The following is a 17,496-nucleotide window of genomic DNA, read 5'->3' as shown; positions in this document are numbered from 1 at the left end:
GGATAAATACGAGAGCGCTTTTGTTTTGTTCAGTTTTGAATGAGTAATTCATTCAGATTCGAAAGATCTCATCACGTTGTGATGAAGTTTTTTCTTCTTTGTTCCTTGAAAACTAGATAATAGATAGAAGGCAATTAATTTTTTCAAAGCATCAGTAAGATCTTTTTAACGGTTAAGTTAGAAAGGGCGCACGGTGGATGCCTTGGCACTAGGAGCCGATGAAGGACGGGACTAACACCGATATGCTTCGGGGAGCTGTAAGTAAGCTTTGATCCGGAGATTTCCGAATGGGGAAACCCACTGTTCGTAATGGAACAGTATCTTTACCTGAATACATAGGGTACTGAAGGCAGACCCGGGGAACTGAAACATCTAAGTACCCGGAGGAAGAGAAAGCAAATGCGATTTCCTGAGTAGCGGCGAGCGAAACGGAATTAGCCCAAACCAAGAGGCTTGCCTCTTGGGGTTGTAGGACACTCAACATGGAGTTACAAAGGAACGGGGTAAATGAAGTGATCTGGAAAGGTCCGTCAAAGAAGGTAAAAACCCTGTAGTTGAAACTTCGTTCCCTCCTGAGTGGATCCTGAGTACGGCGGGACACGAGAAATCCCGTCGGAAGCAGGGAGGACCATCTCCCAAGGCTAAATACTACCTAGTGACCGATAGTGAACCAGTACCGTGAGGGAAAGGTGAAAAGCACCCCGGAAGGGGAGTGAAATAGATCCTGAAACCGTGTGCCTACAAGTAGTCAAAGCCCGTTAATGGGTAATGGCGTGCCTTTTGTAGAATGAACCGGCGAGTTACGATTTCATGCGAGGTTAAGTTGATAAGACGGAGCCGCGCCGAAAGCGAGTCTGAATAGGGCGAATGAGTATGAGGTCGTAGACCCGAAACCAGGTGATCTACCCATGTCCAGGGTGAAGTTCAGGTAACACTGAATGGAGGCCCGAACCCACGCACGTTGAAAAGTGCGGGGATGAGGTGTGGGTAGCGGAGAAATTCCAATCGAACCTGGAGATAGCTGGTTCTCTCCGAAATAGCTTTAGGGCTAGCCTCAAGATGAGAGTATTGGAGGTAGAGCACTGATTGGACTAGGGGCCCCCAACGGGTTACCGAATTCAGTCAAACTCCGAATGCCAAATACTTATTCTTGGGAGTCAGACTGCGAGTGATAAGATCCGTAGTCGAAAGGGAAACAGCCCAGACCACCAGCTAAGGTCCCAAAGTATACGTTAAGTGGAAAAGGATGTGGAGTTGCTTAGACAACCAGGATGTTGGCTCAGAAGCAGCCATCATTTAAAGAGTGCGTAATAGCTCACTGGTCGAGTGACTCCGCGCCGAAAATGTACCGGGGCTAAACGTATCACCGAAGCTGTGGATTGACACCGTATGGTGTCGATGGTAGGAGAGCGTTCTAAGGGCGTTGAAGTCAGACCGGAAGGACTGGTGGAGCGCTTAGAAGTGAGAATGCCGGTATGAGTAGCGAAAGAAGGGTGAGAATCCCTTCCACCGAATGCCTAAGGTTTCCTGAGGAAGGCTCGTCCGCTCAGGGTTAGTCGGGACCTAAGCCGAGGCCGAAAGGCGTAGGCGATGGACAACAGGTTGATATTCCTGTACCACCTATACATCGTTTGAACGATGGGGGGACGCAGAAGGATAGGGTAAGCGCGCTGTTGGATATGCGCGTCCAAGCAGTTAGGCCGGAAACGAGGCAAATCCCGTTTCCATTAAGGCGGAGCTGTGATGGCGAGGGAAATATAGTACCGAAGTTCCTGATTCCACGCTGCCAAGAAAAGCCTCTAGTGAGATGTAAGGTGCCCGTACCGCAAACCGACACAGGTAGGCGAGGAGAGAATCCTAAGGTGTGCGAGAGAACTCTCGTTAAGGAACTCGGCAAAATGACCCCGTAACTTCGGGAGAAGGGGTGCTTTTTAGGGTGAATAGCCCGGAAAAGCCGCAGTGAATAGGCCCAGGCGACTGTTTAGCAAAAACACAGGTCTCTGCGAAGCCGCAAGGCGAAGTATAGGGGCTGACACCTGCCCGGTGCTGGAAGGTTAAGGGGAGAGGTTAGCGCAAGCGAAGCTTTGAACCGAAGCCCCAGTAAACGGCGGCCGTAACTATAACGGTCCTAAGGTAGCGAAATTCCTTGTCGGGTAAGTTCCGACCCGCACGAAAGGTGTAACGATCTGGGCACTGTCTCAACGAGAGACTCGGTGAAATTATAGTACCTGTGAAGATGCAGGTTACCCGCGACAGGACGGAAAGACCCCGTGGAGCTTTACTGCAGCCTGATATTGAATTTTGGTACAGCTTGTACAGGATAGGTAGGAGCCTGAGAAGCCGGAGCGCTAGCTTCGGTGGAGGCGTTGGTGGGATACTACCCTGGCTGTATTGAAATTCTAACCCGCGCCCCTTATCGGGGTGGGAGACAGTGTCAGGTGGGCAGTTTGACTGGGGCGGTCGCCTCCTAAAGAGTAACGGAGGCGCCCAAAGGTTCCCTCAGAATGGTTGGAAATCATTCGTAGAGTGTAAAGGCACAAGGGAGCTTGACTGCGAGACCTACAAGTCGAGCAGGGACGAAAGTCGGGCTTAGTGATCCGGTGGTTCCGCATGGAAGGGCCATCGCTCAACGGATAAAAGCTACCCCGGGGATAACAGGCTTATCTCCCCCAAGAGTCCACATCGACGGGGAGGTTTGGCACCTCGATGTCGGCTCATCGCATCCTGGGGCTGTAGTCGGTCCCAAGGGTTGGGCTGTTCGCCCATTAAAGCGGTACGCGAGCTGGGTTCAGAACGTCGTGAGACAGTTCGGTCCCTATCCGTCGCGGGCGCAGGAAATTTGAGAGGAGCTGTCCTTAGTACGAGAGGACCGGGATGGACGCACCGCTGGTGTACCAGTTGTCTTGCCAAAGGCATAGCTGGGTAGCTACGTGCGGACGGGATAAGTGCTGAAAGCATCTAAGCATGAAGCCCCCCTCGAGATGAGATTTCCCATAGCGCAAGCTAGTAAGATCCCTGAAAGATGATCAGGTTGATAGGTCAGAGGTGGAAGCGTGGCGACATGTGGAGCTGACTGATACTAATAGATCGAGGACTTAACCACGCTTTAAAAAATGAAATACCTTCTTATTATCTAGTTTTGAAGGAACAACGTTCCTTTATTGTTTGGTGGCGATAGCGAAGAGGTCACACCCGTTCCCATTCCGAACACGGCAGTTAAGCTCTTCAGCGCCGATGGTAGTTGGGGGTTTCCCCCTGTGAGAGTAGGACGCCGCCAAGCCATTCAAAAAGATCAGCCATCCTTGGCTGGTCTTTTTTCTTTTACAAATAGATAGCGATTTAAAGATCAGCAAAGATGTTGGTCTTCTTTGTATTTGACCAGGTGTTTGGATTCGGCAGGAGAATTAATACACGTAATAGAATATTCTATTATAAAATAGGTTTTGTGTTTAACTGTTTAGGGTATTTAAGTAAGATATTTAAATTTTAGTGTGCATTAGGGTATGTAAGTACATATAATTTGGAGAAAATGGATAATACATTTAAATGAGTGCATTTAAGTTGCAAAATGCATTTTTCCTTGTATAATAATAGTCAAATATAGTCAAAGTCAGATTGGAGGAGGCTGAGTGAGAAACATATCTGATATTATCGAAACTTATTTGAAACAAGTACTAGAAATAAGTCAGAAAGATATCTTAGAAATTAAAAGAAGTGAAATAGCAGATAAATTTCAGTGTGTTCCTTCTCAAATCAATTACGTAATTAATACCAGGTTTACAATCGAAAGAGGTTATGTTGTAGAGAGTAAGCGTGGAGGCGGCGGTTATATACGGATCATGAAAGTGAAATCGCAGGATTACGTGCATCTTATTAACCAATTATTGTCCCTTATTGGTTCTAGGGTAACTCAATCGATGGCTGAAGGTGTTATTTCTCGGCTTATGAGTGAAGAAGTTATAAATGAAAGAGAAGCCAAGATCATGATGAGCGTCATTGATAGATCGGTGATTTATATAGATTTACCCGACCGAGATGAGCTTAGGGCAAGGATTTTAACTGCGATGCTTACAACTTTAAAATATAAATAAAACTGGCAGAGGTGATGAACATGATTTGCCAAGAATGTCATCAAAGACCTGCTACCCTGCACTTCACCAAGATCATTAATGGAAAAAAAACCGAGGTTATGATTTGTGAGAAATGTGCTCAGGAAAAAGGTGAAATGGCTATGGTTGCAGGAGGACATGGTTTTTCAATAAATAATTTATTAGCAGGATTGTTGAATATGGAGTCGAATATTCAACAGACGAAGGCAAATGCATTTCCTAAGACAGAAGAGAAGCGCTGCCCTCATTGTCACCGATCCTATAAAGAGTTTGTCCACCTTGGTAAATTTGGATGTGCTGAATGTTATAAAACTTTCAATGATCAATTAAATCCGATTTTAAAGAGGGTTCATAGCGGCAACATTGCACATATAGGTAAAATTCCAAAAAGGATTGGTGGCACCATTTATCTTCGAAAACAAATTTCAGATTTGAAAGAGGTTTTAAAGGTTCACATCAATCAAGAGGAATTTGAGAAAGCAGCAGAAGTAAGAGATAAGGTTCGTTCCCTTGAAAAAAGGTATGAAGCACAAGAGGGAGGCGACGAATTATGAGTTTAGAAAAGTTTGTAGAAAACGCCTTGAGTTCCTGGATGAGTGCCGAAGGGCCTGAAATTGATATTGTATTAAGTTCTAGAATTCGGTTGGCCAGGAATTTCAAAGATTTCACCTTTCCTACCTCCTTTTCTAACGAAGAAGCTAAAGAAATCATTGAATTAGTAAAAAAAAGAATTGAAGAGGAAGTTACCCCGGAGATTGGCAAACTTGAACTTCTAGAGATTGACCAAATCCAACCACTAGAAAAGCGTGTTCTCGTTGAAAAGCATTTAATCAGTCCTCATTTAGTTGATGAATCAGCAAAAGGTGCTTGTCTTCTCTCAGAAAATGAAGAAATAAGTATCATGATCAATGAAGAGGATCATCTCCGTATTCAGTGTTTAATGTCTGGGCTGCAGCTAAAAGAAACGTTAAAGCTCGCAAATGTTCTTGACGATTGGATTGAAGAATCCATAGACTATGCATATGATGAAGAAAGAGGATACTTAACTAGTTGTCCAACTAATGTGGGAACAGGATTAAGGGCTTCGGTCATGATGCATCTGCCGGGCCTAGTCCTTACACAGCAGATGAATCAAATTATACCGGCTATCAATCAATTAGGGTTGGTAGTTCGAGGGATTTATGGAGAGGGCAGTCAAGCGTTAGGGAATATCTTTCAAATCTCTAATCAAATTACTCTCGGAAAGTCTGAAAGAGACATCGTTGAAGATCTAACGAGTGTAGTTCAACAAATCATTGCCCAGGAAAGGTCAGCAAGGGATGCATTAGTGAAGACCTCTCACATACAATTAGAAGATAGAGTTTACCGTTCTTATGGGATTTTGTCTAATGCTCGAGTCATTGAGACTAAGGAAGCAACTACCTGTATCTCCGATGTTAGGTTAGGTATAGATCTTGGGTATATAAAAAATATTTCTAAAAGCATCTTAAATGAGTTGATGATATTAACTCAGTCAGGATTTTTACAAAAATACGCAGGTGGCCCATTAAGATCCCATGAAAGGGATATCCGTAGAGCAGCACTCATTCGAGAACGCTTAAACTTCACGGAAACTTCCTCCTCATAGAGGTTAATTACCTCTGAGTGAGTACCTATATTCATGTAATAAATGTAGTGCAATGAAGCCTCTGCCGTTACTTAGAGTAGCTTTACTCAAAACGAAAATTCTTAAGGAGGAATTCCCTATGATGTTTGGTCGTTTTACTGAAAGAGCCCAGAAAGTATTAGCATTAGCCCAAGAAGAAGCAATCCGCTTAGGACATAATAATATTGGTACAGAACATATTTTGTTAGGCCTGGTTCGAGAAGGCGATGGTATTGCAGCTAAAGCGTTATATGCTCTTGGTTTAGGAGCGGAAAAAATCCAGAAAGAAGTAGAAAACCTGATTGGCCGTGGACAGGATACTGCCCAAACAATACACTATACCCCAAGAGCTAAAAAAGTCATTGAACTTTCAATGGATGAAGCAAGAAAATTAGGCCATTCATATGTTGGGACAGAGCATGTACTTCTTGGTCTAATCCGAGAAGGTGAAGGTGTTGCAGCCCGAGTACTGAACAACCTTGGAGTAAGCTTAAATAAAGCACGCCAACAGGTATTACAACTGTTAGGCAGTAATGAATCAGGTGGACATCAGGGGTCAGCAGCGTCAAATGCAAGCACACCAACCCTGGATAGTCTCGCCCGAGATTTAACGGCGATTGCTCGTGAAGGCAGCCTGGATCCTGTTATCGGAAGAAGCAAGGAAATACAGAGAGTCATTGAGGTATTAAGTCGTCGTACAAAAAATAACCCAGTATTAATCGGTGAACCTGGGGTTGGTAAAACAGCCATCGCTGAAGGTCTTGCCCAACAGATCATTAATAATGAGGTACCTGAAATCCTGCGCGATAAACGCGTTATGACACTTGATATGGGTACTGTTGTAGCTGGTACGAAATATCGTGGTGAGTTTGAGGACCGTTTAAAGAAGGTAATGGACGAAATTCGTCAGGCAGGCAATATAATCTTATTCATCGATGAGTTGCACACATTGATTGGTGCTGGCGGGGCTGAAGGTGCCATTGATGCTTCTAATATCCTTAAACCTTCATTGGCCCGTGGTGAATTACAATGTATCGGTGCAACGACTTTGGATGAGTACCGTAAATATATCGAAAAAGACGCTGCGCTAGAACGACGCTTTCAACCAATTCAAGTCGACGAGCCAACGATGGAAGAGTCCATTCAAATATTGAAGGGTTTACGTGACCGGTATGAAGCCCATCACCGCGTTTCAATTACGGATGAAGCGATTGACGCTGCAGTTAAATTATCTGATCGTTATATATCCGATCGCTTCTTACCGGATAAAGCGATTGACTTGATTGATGAAGCAGGTTCAAAAGTACGGTTACGCTCATATACAACACCACCAAACTTAAAAGAACTTGAAGTGAAACTAGATGATGTTCGTAAGGAAAAGGACGCTTCCGTTCAAAGTCAAGAGTTTGAAAAAGCTGCTTCACTTCGCGATACAGAACAACGTTTAAGAGAACAATTGGAAGAAACGAAGAAAACATGGAAAGAAAAACAAGGGCAAGAGAACAGTGAAGTGACAGTGGACGATATTGCCCATGTCGTTTCCAGCTGGACGGGAGTTCCGGTTACTAAACTGGCGCAAACTGAGTCTGATAAACTGCTTAATATGGAATCAATCCTCCATGATCGTGTAATTGGGCAGGAAGAAGCCGTCATAGCGGTCTCTAAAGCGGTACGACGTGCAAGAGCAGGATTGAAAGATCCTAAGCGTCCAATCGGTTCATTCATCTTCTTGGGGCCTACAGGAGTTGGTAAAACCGAGCTTGCCCGTGCTCTAGCTGAATCCATCTTTGGTGATGAAGATGCCATGATAAGGATCGACATGTCTGAATATATGGAGAAACATTCAACTTCACGTCTTGTTGGATCCCCTCCAGGATATGTAGGATACGAAGAAGGCGGACAGTTAACAGAAAAAGTGCGGAGAAAACCATATTCCGTCGTTCTGCTTGATGAAATTGAAAAGGCACATCCAGATGTTTTTAATATTCTTCTTCAAGTACTAGAAGACGGAAGGCTGACAGACTCTAAAGGCCGTACTGTCGATTTTAGGAATACGATTCTGATTATGACTTCAAATGTTGGGGCTTCTGCATTAAAAATTGATAAGTATGTCGGCTTTAACATCCAGGACACTGGCCAGGACTACAAAAATATGAAAGGGAAAGTGATGGAAGAACTTAAACGTGCCTTCCGTCCAGAATTCCTGAATCGTATTGATGAAACCATCGTGTTCCACTCGTTAGAGAAAGATCACTTGAAACAAATTGTTACATTAATGTCTAATCAGCTGACTACTCGTTTGAAAGAACAGGAAATATACTTGGAGCTGACAGATGCGGCTAGAGAAAAAATTGCTACGGAAGGCTTTGATCCTGAATACGGGGCACGTCCAATCCGAAGAGCGCTTCAGAAACATGTAGAAGATTATTTGTCCGAAGAGTTGCTGAAAGGTAATGTGAAAAAAGGGCAAACGGTCGTGATGGACGTTGTGAATAATGAGTTTGCAATCCGACAAGGCGAGCCTGTTAACGTAAGTGAATAATCTGATTCTAAACTTCGAGGTACACGCAGATTTTTTGCAGTGTACCTCTGTTTTTTATTCATAGGTAGAAATGTTCATATTTAAAATTTTTAAGCAATCAATATCTGGCGAAAAAAAGGGAAATATGGGTGCAGAAGTTATTTTTTAAAAAACTTATCATTAAGAAGGTTTAAATAAAACCGAGATATAATATCCTTTATATAGGTATTTTTTCAAATAGGAAGAGGAGTAATTATGGCTGCAAAAAAGAAAACGAAGTTTATGTGTCAGTCTTGTGGGTATGAATCAGCGAAGTGGATGGGAAAGTGCCCGGGCTGTGGAGAATGGAATAAGATGGTCGAGGAAACCGAAATTGTTAAACCGGCTAGAAAAGGAGCTTTTACTCATTCAGAGGTTAGAGGTTCCGGGGAACGTGAGAAGGCGGCACCTATAACTACTATTCAGTCAGACAAGGAACCTCGAATTAAGACAGATTTAATGGAATTGAATCGTGCGCTTGGTGGCGGGATTGTGCAGGGGTCACTTGTGTTAATTGGAGGAGATCCGGGTATTGGTAAATCCACCCTACTTTTGCAAGTATCTTCACAGTTGGCGCATAAACAGAAAAAAGTGCTATATATTTCAGGTGAAGAATCAGTTAAACAGACCAAACTGAGAGCGGACCGGCTTGGGGTTATGTCAGAAAATCTATTCGTTTATGCGGAAACTGATATGGATTATATCCAACAGGCAATTCAAGAGGTAAATCCGGATTTAGTTATTATTGATTCAATTCAAACAGTGTATCATTCTGAAGTGACTTCCGCGCCGGGAAGTGTTTCACAAGTAAGGGAATGTACGGCATCGCTCATGCGTATTGCGAAGACGAATGGAATTGCGATCTTTATCGTCGGGCATGTTACGAAAGAAGGGGCGATTGCAGGGCCAAGGTTGCTTGAGCATATGGTAGACACTGTTTTATATTTCGAAGGAGAAAGACACCATACATATCGAATTATACGCGCGGTCAAAAACCGCTTTGGTTCGACAAATGAGATGGGTATTTTTGAAATGAAGGAACATGGTCTAGAAGAAGTCGCGAATCCCTCGGAAATTTTCCTTGAGGAACGGTCACAAGGAGCTTCGGGATCTACCGTTGTTGCGTCAATGGAAGGAACAAGACCGGTGCTTGTCGAAATTCAGGCATTAATTTCACCGACGAGTTTTGGAAATCCAAGGCGAATGGCTACTGGGATTGATCACAATAGGGTCTCGCTTTTAATGGCAGTCTTGGAAAAGAGAGTGGGTTTGTTATTACAAAACCAAGATGCGTACCTAAAGGTTGCTGGAGGTGTCAAGCTGGATGAACCGGCAATTGATCTGGCTGTGGCAATTAGCATTGCCTCAAGCTTCCGTGATAAACCAACAAATCCTGCCGATTGCATCATTGGAGAAGTTGGGTTAACGGGGGAAGTAAGAAGGGTGTCCCGGATTGAACAACGAGTACAGGAAGCAGCAAAACTAGGGTTTGAACGGGTCATTATACCAGCTAATAATATAGGTGGATGGACAGCTCCAAAGGGTATTAAGATTGTTGGGGTTTCATCGGTTTCGGAGGCTCTTCATCATTCGTTAGGGGGGTAAAGATGACAGATAAAAAAGGGTATGAGAAAACCAAATTGGAGATTTTGCAAATTGTAGCCCCGGGTACCCCGCTTCGGGAAGGCATTGAAAATGTCCTGAGGGCAAATACGGGTGGATTGATTGTAGTTGGATATAACGAAAAGGTACGCACAATTGTAGATGGTGGCTTCCAAATTAACTGTAACTGTACCCCAAGTACATTATATGAGCTGGCGAAGATGGACGGAGCCATCATTTTAAATGAAAAGGCCGATACTATCATTTTCGCCAATGCTCAATTAGTACCTGATAATAGTACACCCTCCACTGAAACAGGTATGCGGCACCGGACAGCGGAGCGTGTAGCTAGAGAGACCAAGTCTTTAGTAATTGCAATCTCACAACGTCGAAATGTAATTACTTTATATCAAGGTAATTTTCGATATGCCCTTAAAGATATTGGTGTCATACTCGCTAAGGCTAATCTAGCCATTCAAACCTTGGAAAAATATAAGGTGGTACTGCAGCAGAGCATATCTGTGTTAGGAGCTCTGGAATTTGAAGAACTTGTGACTTATGCTGACCTTTTACAAGTATTTCATCGTTATGTTATGGTTCTTCGAATCAAAGCTGAGTTACTTACCTACCTAAATGAACTCGGTACAGAAGGACGGCTGATCCGTCTGCAAATGAACGAAATTCTGGCGGATATTGAAACGGAAGGAAAATGGCTTATCAAGGATTATACCTCTAGTAATGATGAAAAACCTGAAGAAATTATCTTCCGGCTTCAAGAGTTGGCCATGCAGGAACAATTGGACGAAAGCATACTTTTAAAAATACTGGGCTATCATGGTTACATTCATCTTGATGAGGCTATACATGCCCGTGGATACCGGATTCTTCATAAAATCCCACGCTTGCCGGGTTTGATCATTGAAAATTTAGTGAAACAGTTCGAAAGCTTTAAGGAGGTCAATAAAGCGACGGTTGAAGATCTTGACGATGTAGAAGGTATTGGGGAAGTCCGTGCCAATAAAATTAGAGAAGGACTTCGTATTTTGAAAAATCAGCTTGTCACAAATCGAAGGATGTAAGGTGCAAACTTACATCTAAATTTTCCTATATTAGCTTGAAATTGATTGGTGTTTATTTTTGACACTCAAAACTTAGGGTGCTAGGCTAATAATACGAAAAAGAGAAGGAATCATATTTGTAAATCCACTAATTCCTTAGGTGAATTTCACGTATATAATGAAAACGAATTTTCGAAGGTTTCATTTTTTTTTATTGGTCAATAATGAGTAGAGGGAGGTGAAAGGGATGTTAAAACGCATTATACAAGCATGCTTCTTAATAGTCGGTGGGACACTTGGTATGTTACTTATTCCGGAATTATTAATTGTTTTACATGCAGATGATATTGCTTTAATAAACAATCCTTATGTAAGTGTACTGTTGGGTGCCATTATCTTTTATCTTATTACTTTTTGGGCAGTAGATCATGTGATCTATTTTATGAAGTGGCTGGAGGAACAGCTTGTTAAAATACCAAGTACGGACATAATCTTTGGCAGCGTCGGTCTTTTAGTGGGACTACTTGCGGCATTTTTAGTTGGATCCGCTTTTAGTGCAATTAGGGTGCCTATTTTAAATACAGTAGTTCCTATCATCCTTACGCTTTTGTTTGGTTATCTTGGGTTTCAGGTTGGCTTTAAAAAACGTGATGAACTATTGAATTTATTTACGAAAAATAATAAGAAAAAAACTTCAGACGGTGAAGAGAGTGAAGAGGACGAAGAAGGTTACAGCAAGCGATTGAAGATCCTCGATACAAGCGTTATTATTGACGGTAGAATTGCAGATATCTGTCAGACAGGCTTCCTAGAAGGTACCATAGTAATACCACAATTCGTATTAAACGAGCTTCAGCACATTGCTGATTCCTCAGATGCTTTGAAAAGGAACCGCGGTAGACGTGGATTGGATATCCTTAACCGGATTCAAAAAGAACTACCGATTAAAGTAGAGATGTACGAAGGGGATTTTGAAGACATCCAAGAAGTGGACAGTAAATTAGTGAAGCTTGCCAAAATATCAGGTGGGATGGTTGTTACAAATGACTTTAATTTAAATAAAGTATGCGAGTTTCAAAATGTAGCAGTCCTTAATATTAATGACCTGGCGAATGCTGTTAAACCTGTTGTACTTCCTGGAGAAGAAATGAATGTGCAAGTCATTAAGGATGGGAAAGAGCAGAATCAAGGCATTGCTTATTTAGACGACGGTACGATGATTGTTGTCGAAGGTGGTCGTGATCATATTGGAAAACGCATTGATGTACTTGTGACAAGTGTACTGCAAACCTCAGCAGGTCGGATGATTTTTGCTAAACCGAAACTATTAGAAAAAGCATTATAAAGAAGAGTAGGAGAAACCGTTATGTTTTATGAAGTAGTGATACCTGCAGCTGGACAAGGAAAACGAATGAAAGCGGGCAAGAATAAACTTTTTATTGAACTATCAGGTACCCCGATTATTGTTTATACACTTCGTGTTTTTGAAGAAGATCCTAACTGTCGGGGGATTATCCTTTCGATAAATCCGACAGAAGAGGATTATTTCATACAAATGATAGCGACTTATGACCTTAAGAAGGTCAAGAAACTCGTGACAGGTGGCAAGGAACGTCAACAGAGTGTTTATAATGGGCTAAAACATGCAGGAGAAGAAATTATCCTGGTCCACGACGGCGCTCGCCCTTTTATCGACCAGGTGCAAATCAGTGAATTAACGTCTTCTGCTTCCCTTCATGGAGGGGCGGTCATTGCGGTTCCAGTAAAGGATACCATAAAAAAAGCCGCCGATAAAAAGGTTCTAGAAACGGTGGAACGATCAAGCTTGTGGGCGGTACAAACTCCACAAGCTTTTCGTGTATCTATATTAAAAAGGGCGCATGAACAGGCGGAGTTGGAGTCATTTTTAGGTACGGACGATGCAAGTTTGCTAGAACGGATCAACGAACAGGTAGTTATTATTGAAGGCACTTATGATAATATTAAAATTACGACACAGGAAGACCTTTATTTTGCAGAAGCGATTTTACATAAACAACAACTTTGATGATAGGGGAGAATAAGATGTTTCGAATTGGACAAGGATATGACGTTCATCAGCTTGTAGAGGGAAGACCTTTAATTATTGGTGGGATTACAATTCCTTATGAGAAAGGGTTACTTGGCCATTCGGATGCGGATGTGCTTCTACATACTGTTGCCGATGCTTGCTTAGGAGCAATTGGTGCAGGAGATATTGGTAAGCATTTTCCGGATACTGACCCGGAATTTAAAGACGCTGATTCGGCAAAACTGCTGCAGTATATTTGGGCGATTGTAAAAAAAGAAGGCTATGTACTAGGGAATGCTGATTGTACAATCATTGCACAAAGTCCGAAGATGGCTCCATATATTGAAGAAATGCGAGTCAGGATTGCAGAACTTTTAGATGCTTCAGTTGATCAAATCAATGTAAAAGCAACCACAACCGAGAAGCTTGGATTTACTGGAAGAAGTGAAGGAATTGCGGCACAGGCTGTTGTCTTATTGGTTAAATCAAACTAAATTCGTTTTTAGAGTGGATACCTTTATCCCAATGAATTTAAATGATAAAATAAACGATAGAAAAGAAAGACTGGGAGGTCTAGATATATCATGAGCAGCGATATTCGAGTTCGCTATGCACCGAGTCCGACTGGACATTTACATATAGGAAATGCACGGACGGCTTTATTTAATTATTTATACGCACGAAATAAAGGCGGGAAATTCATCATCCGGATTGAAGATACCGACAAAAAGAGAAATATTGAAGGCGGCGAAGAAAGTCAGCTGAAATATTTAAAATGGCTTGGTATGGACTGGGACGAAGGTGTTGATATTGGCGGGGAATATGGCCCGTATCGTCAATCAGAGAGAAACGACCTGTACCAAGAATTGTATCAAGAGCTTCTGAACAAAGGCTTGGCTTATAAATGCTATTGTACGGAAGAGGAACTTGAAGCAGAGCGGGAAGGACAGGTTGAACGTAATGAAACACCAAAGTATTCAGGGAAGTGCAGGCATTTAACTGATGAAGAGCAAGTGAAACTAGAGGCAGAAGGCAGAAAGCCTAGCGTTCGTTTTGCCGTTCCTTCAGGTAAGGTCCTTACGTTCAAAGATATGGTTAAGGATGACGTATCGTTTGAGACAGATGGCTTTGGAGACTTTGTTATCGTTAAAAAAGATGGTATTCCAACTTATAACTTTGCGGTAGCGGTTGATGATCACTTGATGAAGATTTCCCATGTTCTTCGCGGTGATGATCATATCTCCAATACTCCAAAGCAATTAATGATTTATGAAGCATTCGGTTGGGAACCGCCTGTGTTCGGTCATATGACTCTAATTGTAAATGAAAGCCGAAAAAAACTAAGTAAACGTGATGAATCGATTATTCAATTCATTGAGCAATATGAAGAGTTGGGTTATTTGCCTGAAGCGTTATTCAACTTCATTACTTTACTAGGATGGTCACCGGGCGGCGAGGAAGAGATCTTCTCAAAAGAAGAGTTTATTAATCTTTTTGAGCCTGATCGATTGTCTAAATCGCCTGCACTTTTCGATAAGCAAAAGCTTACTTGGATGAATAACCAATATGTGAAGCAATTGGATGAGGATCGTGCAGTGGAATTGTCTATGCCACATTTAATCAAGGCTGGGAAGGTTTCTGCGTCCCTAACTGCTGAAGAAGAAGAGTGGGTACACGGGCTTGTTTCTCTTTATCAAGAGCAGATGAGCTATGGAGCGGAAATTGTTGAGCTGTCTGAACTATTTTTCAAGGATGAGGTCGAGTTTGAGACTGAAGCGAAAGAAGTCCTAGCAGAAGAGCAAGTACCAGAAGTCATGAATGCTTTCCTTCAAGAAATCGAAGGGCTGGAGGAATTTAAGGCCGACGAAATTAAGAAGTCAATTAAAGCTGTACAAAAAAGCACAGGGCATAAAGGGAAAAAATTATTCATGCCAATTCGTGCAGCTGTGACTGGTCAAACACATGGACCTGACTTGCCTAAAGCTATTTCATTACTTGGCAAAGAAAAAATTAAACAACGTATTCAAAGTATTTTATATTAACAATTTGTCAAAAATGTAATATAGTATTTAATAATCTTACAAAAGAACGCGTAGATGGGGAGAAGTAAGTAAACGAAGCTTATTAGAGAGAACCATAACCTGCTGAAAGTGGTTCAAGCCTCTCGTTTTCTGAAATGCACCCTTGAGTCCTTTGCTGAACTAACCTCTAGTAGGCACAGGCGGAATATCCTCCGTTATAGGGATAAAAGTTGGGAATGGAAAAACAGGGGTGCTTTTTACCTGCTGGAAACCATTCCAAACAGAGTGGAACCGCGCTTAGAGCGTCTCTGTCTATTAGGACAGAGACGCTTTTTTATATGCTTTAAAAGGTTTATGAGGGGATGTTGGAAAAGGAAGGAACATAGGGGGGAATCATTTTGTTAAAGATGTTTAAAGAGGATATCGAAGTGGTTTTTGATCAAGATCCTGCTGCGCGTAGTTATTTGGAAGTTATTTTAACGTATGCTGGTTTACATGCAATTTGGAGTCATAGAATGGCTCACGTACTTTTCAAGAAGAAGTTTTTTTTCCTAGCGAGAAGTATTTCTCAAATCAGTCGGTTTTTTACTGGGATTGAAATTCACCCAGGGGCTACTATAGGCCGTCGATTTTTCATTGACCATGGAATGGGGATCGTCATTGGTGAAACATGTGAAATTGGCGACAATGTGTCTGTCTTTCAAGGGGTCACGCTTGGAGGAACAGGTAAGGAAAAGGGAAAACGCCATCCTACGATAAAAGATAATGTATTGATTGCAACAGGAGCAAAAGTACTGGGTTCCATCACAGTTGGTGAAAACTCAAAAATCGGTGCAGGTTCTGTCGTTTTAAAGGAAGTACCTCCTAATTCAACGGTGGTAGGCATTCCAGGTAAAGTAGTCATTCGAGATGGTATCAAAATCAATAAAGACTTAAATCATTCAGATCTTCCTGATCCGATTGCTGACCGTTTCAAGGAAATGGATAAAGAAATCTTTGCCTTAAAAGCGAAGTTGGCTGAGCAGAGGCAGGAAGAAAGGAGTTTATAATATGGCAATTAAAATATATAACACAGTTACAAGACAGAAAGAAGCCTTCGTTCCGATTGAAGAAGGAAAGGTGAAAATGTATGTGTGCGGACCTACTGTCTACAATTACATTCATATTGGAAATGCTAGACCCGCAATAGTATTTGATACCGTTCGAAGATATTTAGATTATCGTGGGTATGAAGTTCAATTTGTTTCGAATTTCACAGATGTTGATGATAAACTCATTCGCGCAGCAAAAGAATTGGGGGAAGATGTCCCGGCCATTTCAGAACGTTTTATTAAGGCGTATTTTGAAGACGTTTCTGCGCTTGGTTGCAAAAAGGCGGATGCACATCCGACCGTGATGGAGAACATGGATACAATTATTGAATTTATTTCGGCATTGATTGAAAAAGGATTCGCTTATGAATCTGAAGGTGATGTGTACTACCGAACTCGTAAATTTGAAGGGTATGGAAAGTTGTCCCACCAATCCATCGATGAGCTGCGAGTTGGGGCACGCATTGAAATTGGTGAGAAAAAACAAGATGCCCTTGATTTTGCCCTTTGGAAAGCGGCTAAGGAAGGTGAAATATCTTGGGAGAGTCCATGGGGTAAGGGGCGTCCTGGTTGGCATATCGAATGCTCTGCCATGGTCAGAAAGTATTTGGGCGATACAATTGATATACACGCAGGCGGCCAAGATCTAGCTTTTCCCCATCATGAAAATGAAATTGCACAATCTGAGGCATTAACGGGCAAGACCTTTGCGAATTATTGGATGCATAACGGATATATCAATATTGATAATGAAAAAATGTCTAAGTCCTTAGGCAATTTTGTTCTTGTGCATGACATCATTCAGAAGCATGATCCACAAGTGTTACGCTTCTTCATGTTATCCGTACATTACCGCCATCCTATCAATTACAGCGAAGAAGTACTAGAGAATGTAAAGGCGGCACTTGATCGTTTAAGAACATCATACCAAAACTTAAAGCATCGTCTCCAAGTAAGTGATGGGTTGACTGAGAATAATGATGTTTGGCTGGAGAAAGTAAATGCGTTACATGAACAGTTCATTCAAGAAATGGACGATGATTTTAACACAGCTAACGCGATATCCATTCTCTTTGAACTGTCCAAGCAAGCAAATTATTACTTGATGGAGAAAAATACCGACAAGGAAGTCATTGAGGCTTTCCTTGAAGAATTCCAAACACTGTTTTCAGTTCTAGGTTTGTCTCTAGAAGAAGAAGGGTTGTTGGATGAAGAAATTGAAGGCTTGATTCAGCAGAGAATTCAAGCGCGGAAAGATCGCAACTTTGGGTTATCTGATGAAATTCGTGACCGCTTGAAAAACATGAATATTATATTAGAGGATACCCCTCAAGGTACAAGATGGAAAAGAGGGTAATTG

Annotated in this window: 12 protein-coding genes, 2 rRNA genes and 1 other annotated feature; all 14 genes read left to right on the top strand. The window is 42.1% G+C overall.

The window, feature by feature from the left end:
* Positions 1-170 precede the first annotated feature (170 nt).
* Positions 171-3,103 (top strand): 23S ribosomal RNA (locus JFU50_RS09415).
* Between the two features lie 61 nt (positions 3,104-3,164).
* Positions 3,165-3,280, top strand: a 5S ribosomal RNA gene (gene rrf, locus JFU50_RS09410).
* A 349-nt stretch (positions 3,281-3,629) separates the two neighbouring features.
* The gene (locus JFU50_RS09405; protein ID WP_053349092.1) at positions 3,630-4,091 is read left to right on the top strand and encodes a CtsR family transcriptional regulator; all 462 of its coding nucleotides are present in this window, start codon (positions 3,630-3,632) and stop codon (positions 4,089-4,091) included.
* Positions 4,092-4,111: 20 nt separating this feature from the next.
* Positions 4,112-4,663, top strand: coding sequence for a UvrB/UvrC motif-containing protein (locus JFU50_RS09400; protein WP_098175000.1), 552 nt, complete (start codon positions 4,112-4,114; stop codon positions 4,661-4,663).
* Positions 4,660-5,736, top strand: coding sequence for a protein arginine kinase (locus tag JFU50_RS09395; protein WP_053349090.1), 1,077 nt, complete (start codon positions 4,660-4,662; stop codon positions 5,734-5,736). Before JFU50_RS09400 ends, JFU50_RS09395 begins: the two co-directional genes overlap by 4 nt.
* A gap of 118 nt (positions 5,737-5,854) precedes the next feature.
* Positions 5,855-8,296: an ATP-dependent protease ATP-binding subunit ClpC gene (clpC, locus tag JFU50_RS09390; RefSeq protein ID WP_056521792.1), complete on the top strand. Its 2,442-nt coding sequence runs from the start codon at positions 5,855-5,857 to the stop codon at positions 8,294-8,296.
* Between the two features lie 234 nt (positions 8,297-8,530).
* Positions 8,531-9,919: a DNA repair protein RadA gene (gene radA, locus JFU50_RS09385; RefSeq protein ID WP_201188189.1), complete on the top strand. Its 1,389-nt coding sequence runs from the start codon at positions 8,531-8,533 to the stop codon at positions 9,917-9,919.
* Between the two features lie 2 nt (positions 9,920-9,921).
* The gene (gene disA, locus JFU50_RS09380) at positions 9,922-10,995 is read left to right on the top strand and encodes a DNA integrity scanning diadenylate cyclase DisA (protein WP_201188190.1); all 1,074 of its coding nucleotides are present in this window, start codon (positions 9,922-9,924) and stop codon (positions 10,993-10,995) included.
* Between the two features lie 226 nt (positions 10,996-11,221).
* Complete coding sequence (locus JFU50_RS09375; protein ID WP_056521799.1) at positions 11,222-12,319, top strand: PIN/TRAM domain-containing protein; 1,098 nt, start codon at positions 11,222-11,224, stop codon at positions 12,317-12,319.
* A 21-nt stretch (positions 12,320-12,340) separates the two neighbouring features.
* The gene (gene ispD / locus JFU50_RS09370) at positions 12,341-13,021 is read left to right on the top strand and encodes a 2-C-methyl-D-erythritol 4-phosphate cytidylyltransferase (RefSeq protein WP_201188191.1); all 681 of its coding nucleotides are present in this window, start codon (positions 12,341-12,343) and stop codon (positions 13,019-13,021) included.
* Between the two features lie 17 nt (positions 13,022-13,038).
* Positions 13,039-13,518, top strand: a complete 480-nt coding sequence (ispF, locus tag JFU50_RS09365) for a 2-C-methyl-D-erythritol 2,4-cyclodiphosphate synthase (protein ID WP_056521805.1) — start codon at positions 13,039-13,041, stop codon at positions 13,516-13,518.
* 90 nt (positions 13,519-13,608) lie between these two features.
* Positions 13,609-15,066, top strand: coding sequence for a glutamate--tRNA ligase (gltX, locus tag JFU50_RS09360; protein WP_201188192.1), 1,458 nt, complete (start codon positions 13,609-13,611; stop codon positions 15,064-15,066).
* A gap of 42 nt (positions 15,067-15,108) precedes the next feature.
* Positions 15,109-15,358 (top strand) — a binding site (T-box leader).
* Between the two features lie 85 nt (positions 15,359-15,443).
* Positions 15,444-16,094, top strand: coding sequence for a serine O-acetyltransferase (gene cysE / locus JFU50_RS09355; protein ID WP_201188193.1), 651 nt, complete (start codon positions 15,444-15,446; stop codon positions 16,092-16,094).
* Position 16,095: 1 nt separating this feature from the next.
* Positions 16,096-17,493: a cysteine--tRNA ligase gene (cysS, locus tag JFU50_RS09350; protein WP_201188194.1), complete on the top strand. Its 1,398-nt coding sequence runs from the start codon at positions 16,096-16,098 to the stop codon at positions 17,491-17,493.
* Positions 17,494-17,496 lie beyond the last annotated feature (3 nt).

Source organism: Peribacillus sp. TH14, assembly GCF_016651145.1.
Taxonomy (GTDB): Bacteria; Bacillota; Bacilli; order Bacillales; family DSM-1321; genus Peribacillus; species Peribacillus butanolivorans.
This window is presented reverse-complemented; position numbering and strand designations above follow the sequence as displayed.

What these genes read in the sequence shown, in the direction of transcription:
- ispD (WP_201188191.1), top strand. Translation starts at nt 12,341, where the DNA reads ATGTTTTATGAAGTAGTGATACCTGCAGCTGGACAAGGAAAACGAATG.
- radA (WP_201188189.1), top strand. Translation starts at nt 8,531, where the DNA reads ATGGCTGCAAAAAAGAAAACGAAGTTTATGTGTCAGTCTTGTGGGTAT.
- gltX (WP_201188192.1), top strand. Translation starts at nt 13,609, where the DNA reads ATGAGCAGCGATATTCGAGTTCGCTATGCACCGAGTCCGACTGGACAT.
- JFU50_RS09400 (WP_098175000.1), top strand. Translation starts at nt 4,112, where the DNA reads ATGATTTGCCAAGAATGTCATCAAAGACCTGCTACCCTGCACTTCACC.
- JFU50_RS09395 (WP_053349090.1), top strand. Translation starts at nt 4,660, where the DNA reads ATGAGTTTAGAAAAGTTTGTAGAAAACGCCTTGAGTTCCTGGATGAGT.
- ispF (WP_056521805.1), top strand. Translation starts at nt 13,039, where the DNA reads ATGTTTCGAATTGGACAAGGATATGACGTTCATCAGCTTGTAGAGGGA.
- clpC (WP_056521792.1), top strand. Translation starts at nt 5,855, where the DNA reads ATGATGTTTGGTCGTTTTACTGAAAGAGCCCAGAAAGTATTAGCATTA.
- disA (WP_201188190.1), top strand. Translation starts at nt 9,922, where the DNA reads ATGACAGATAAAAAAGGGTATGAGAAAACCAAATTGGAGATTTTGCAA.
- cysS (WP_201188194.1), top strand. Translation starts at nt 16,096, where the DNA reads ATGGCAATTAAAATATATAACACAGTTACAAGACAGAAAGAAGCCTTC.
- JFU50_RS09375 (WP_056521799.1), top strand. Translation starts at nt 11,222, where the DNA reads ATGTTAAAACGCATTATACAAGCATGCTTCTTAATAGTCGGTGGGACA.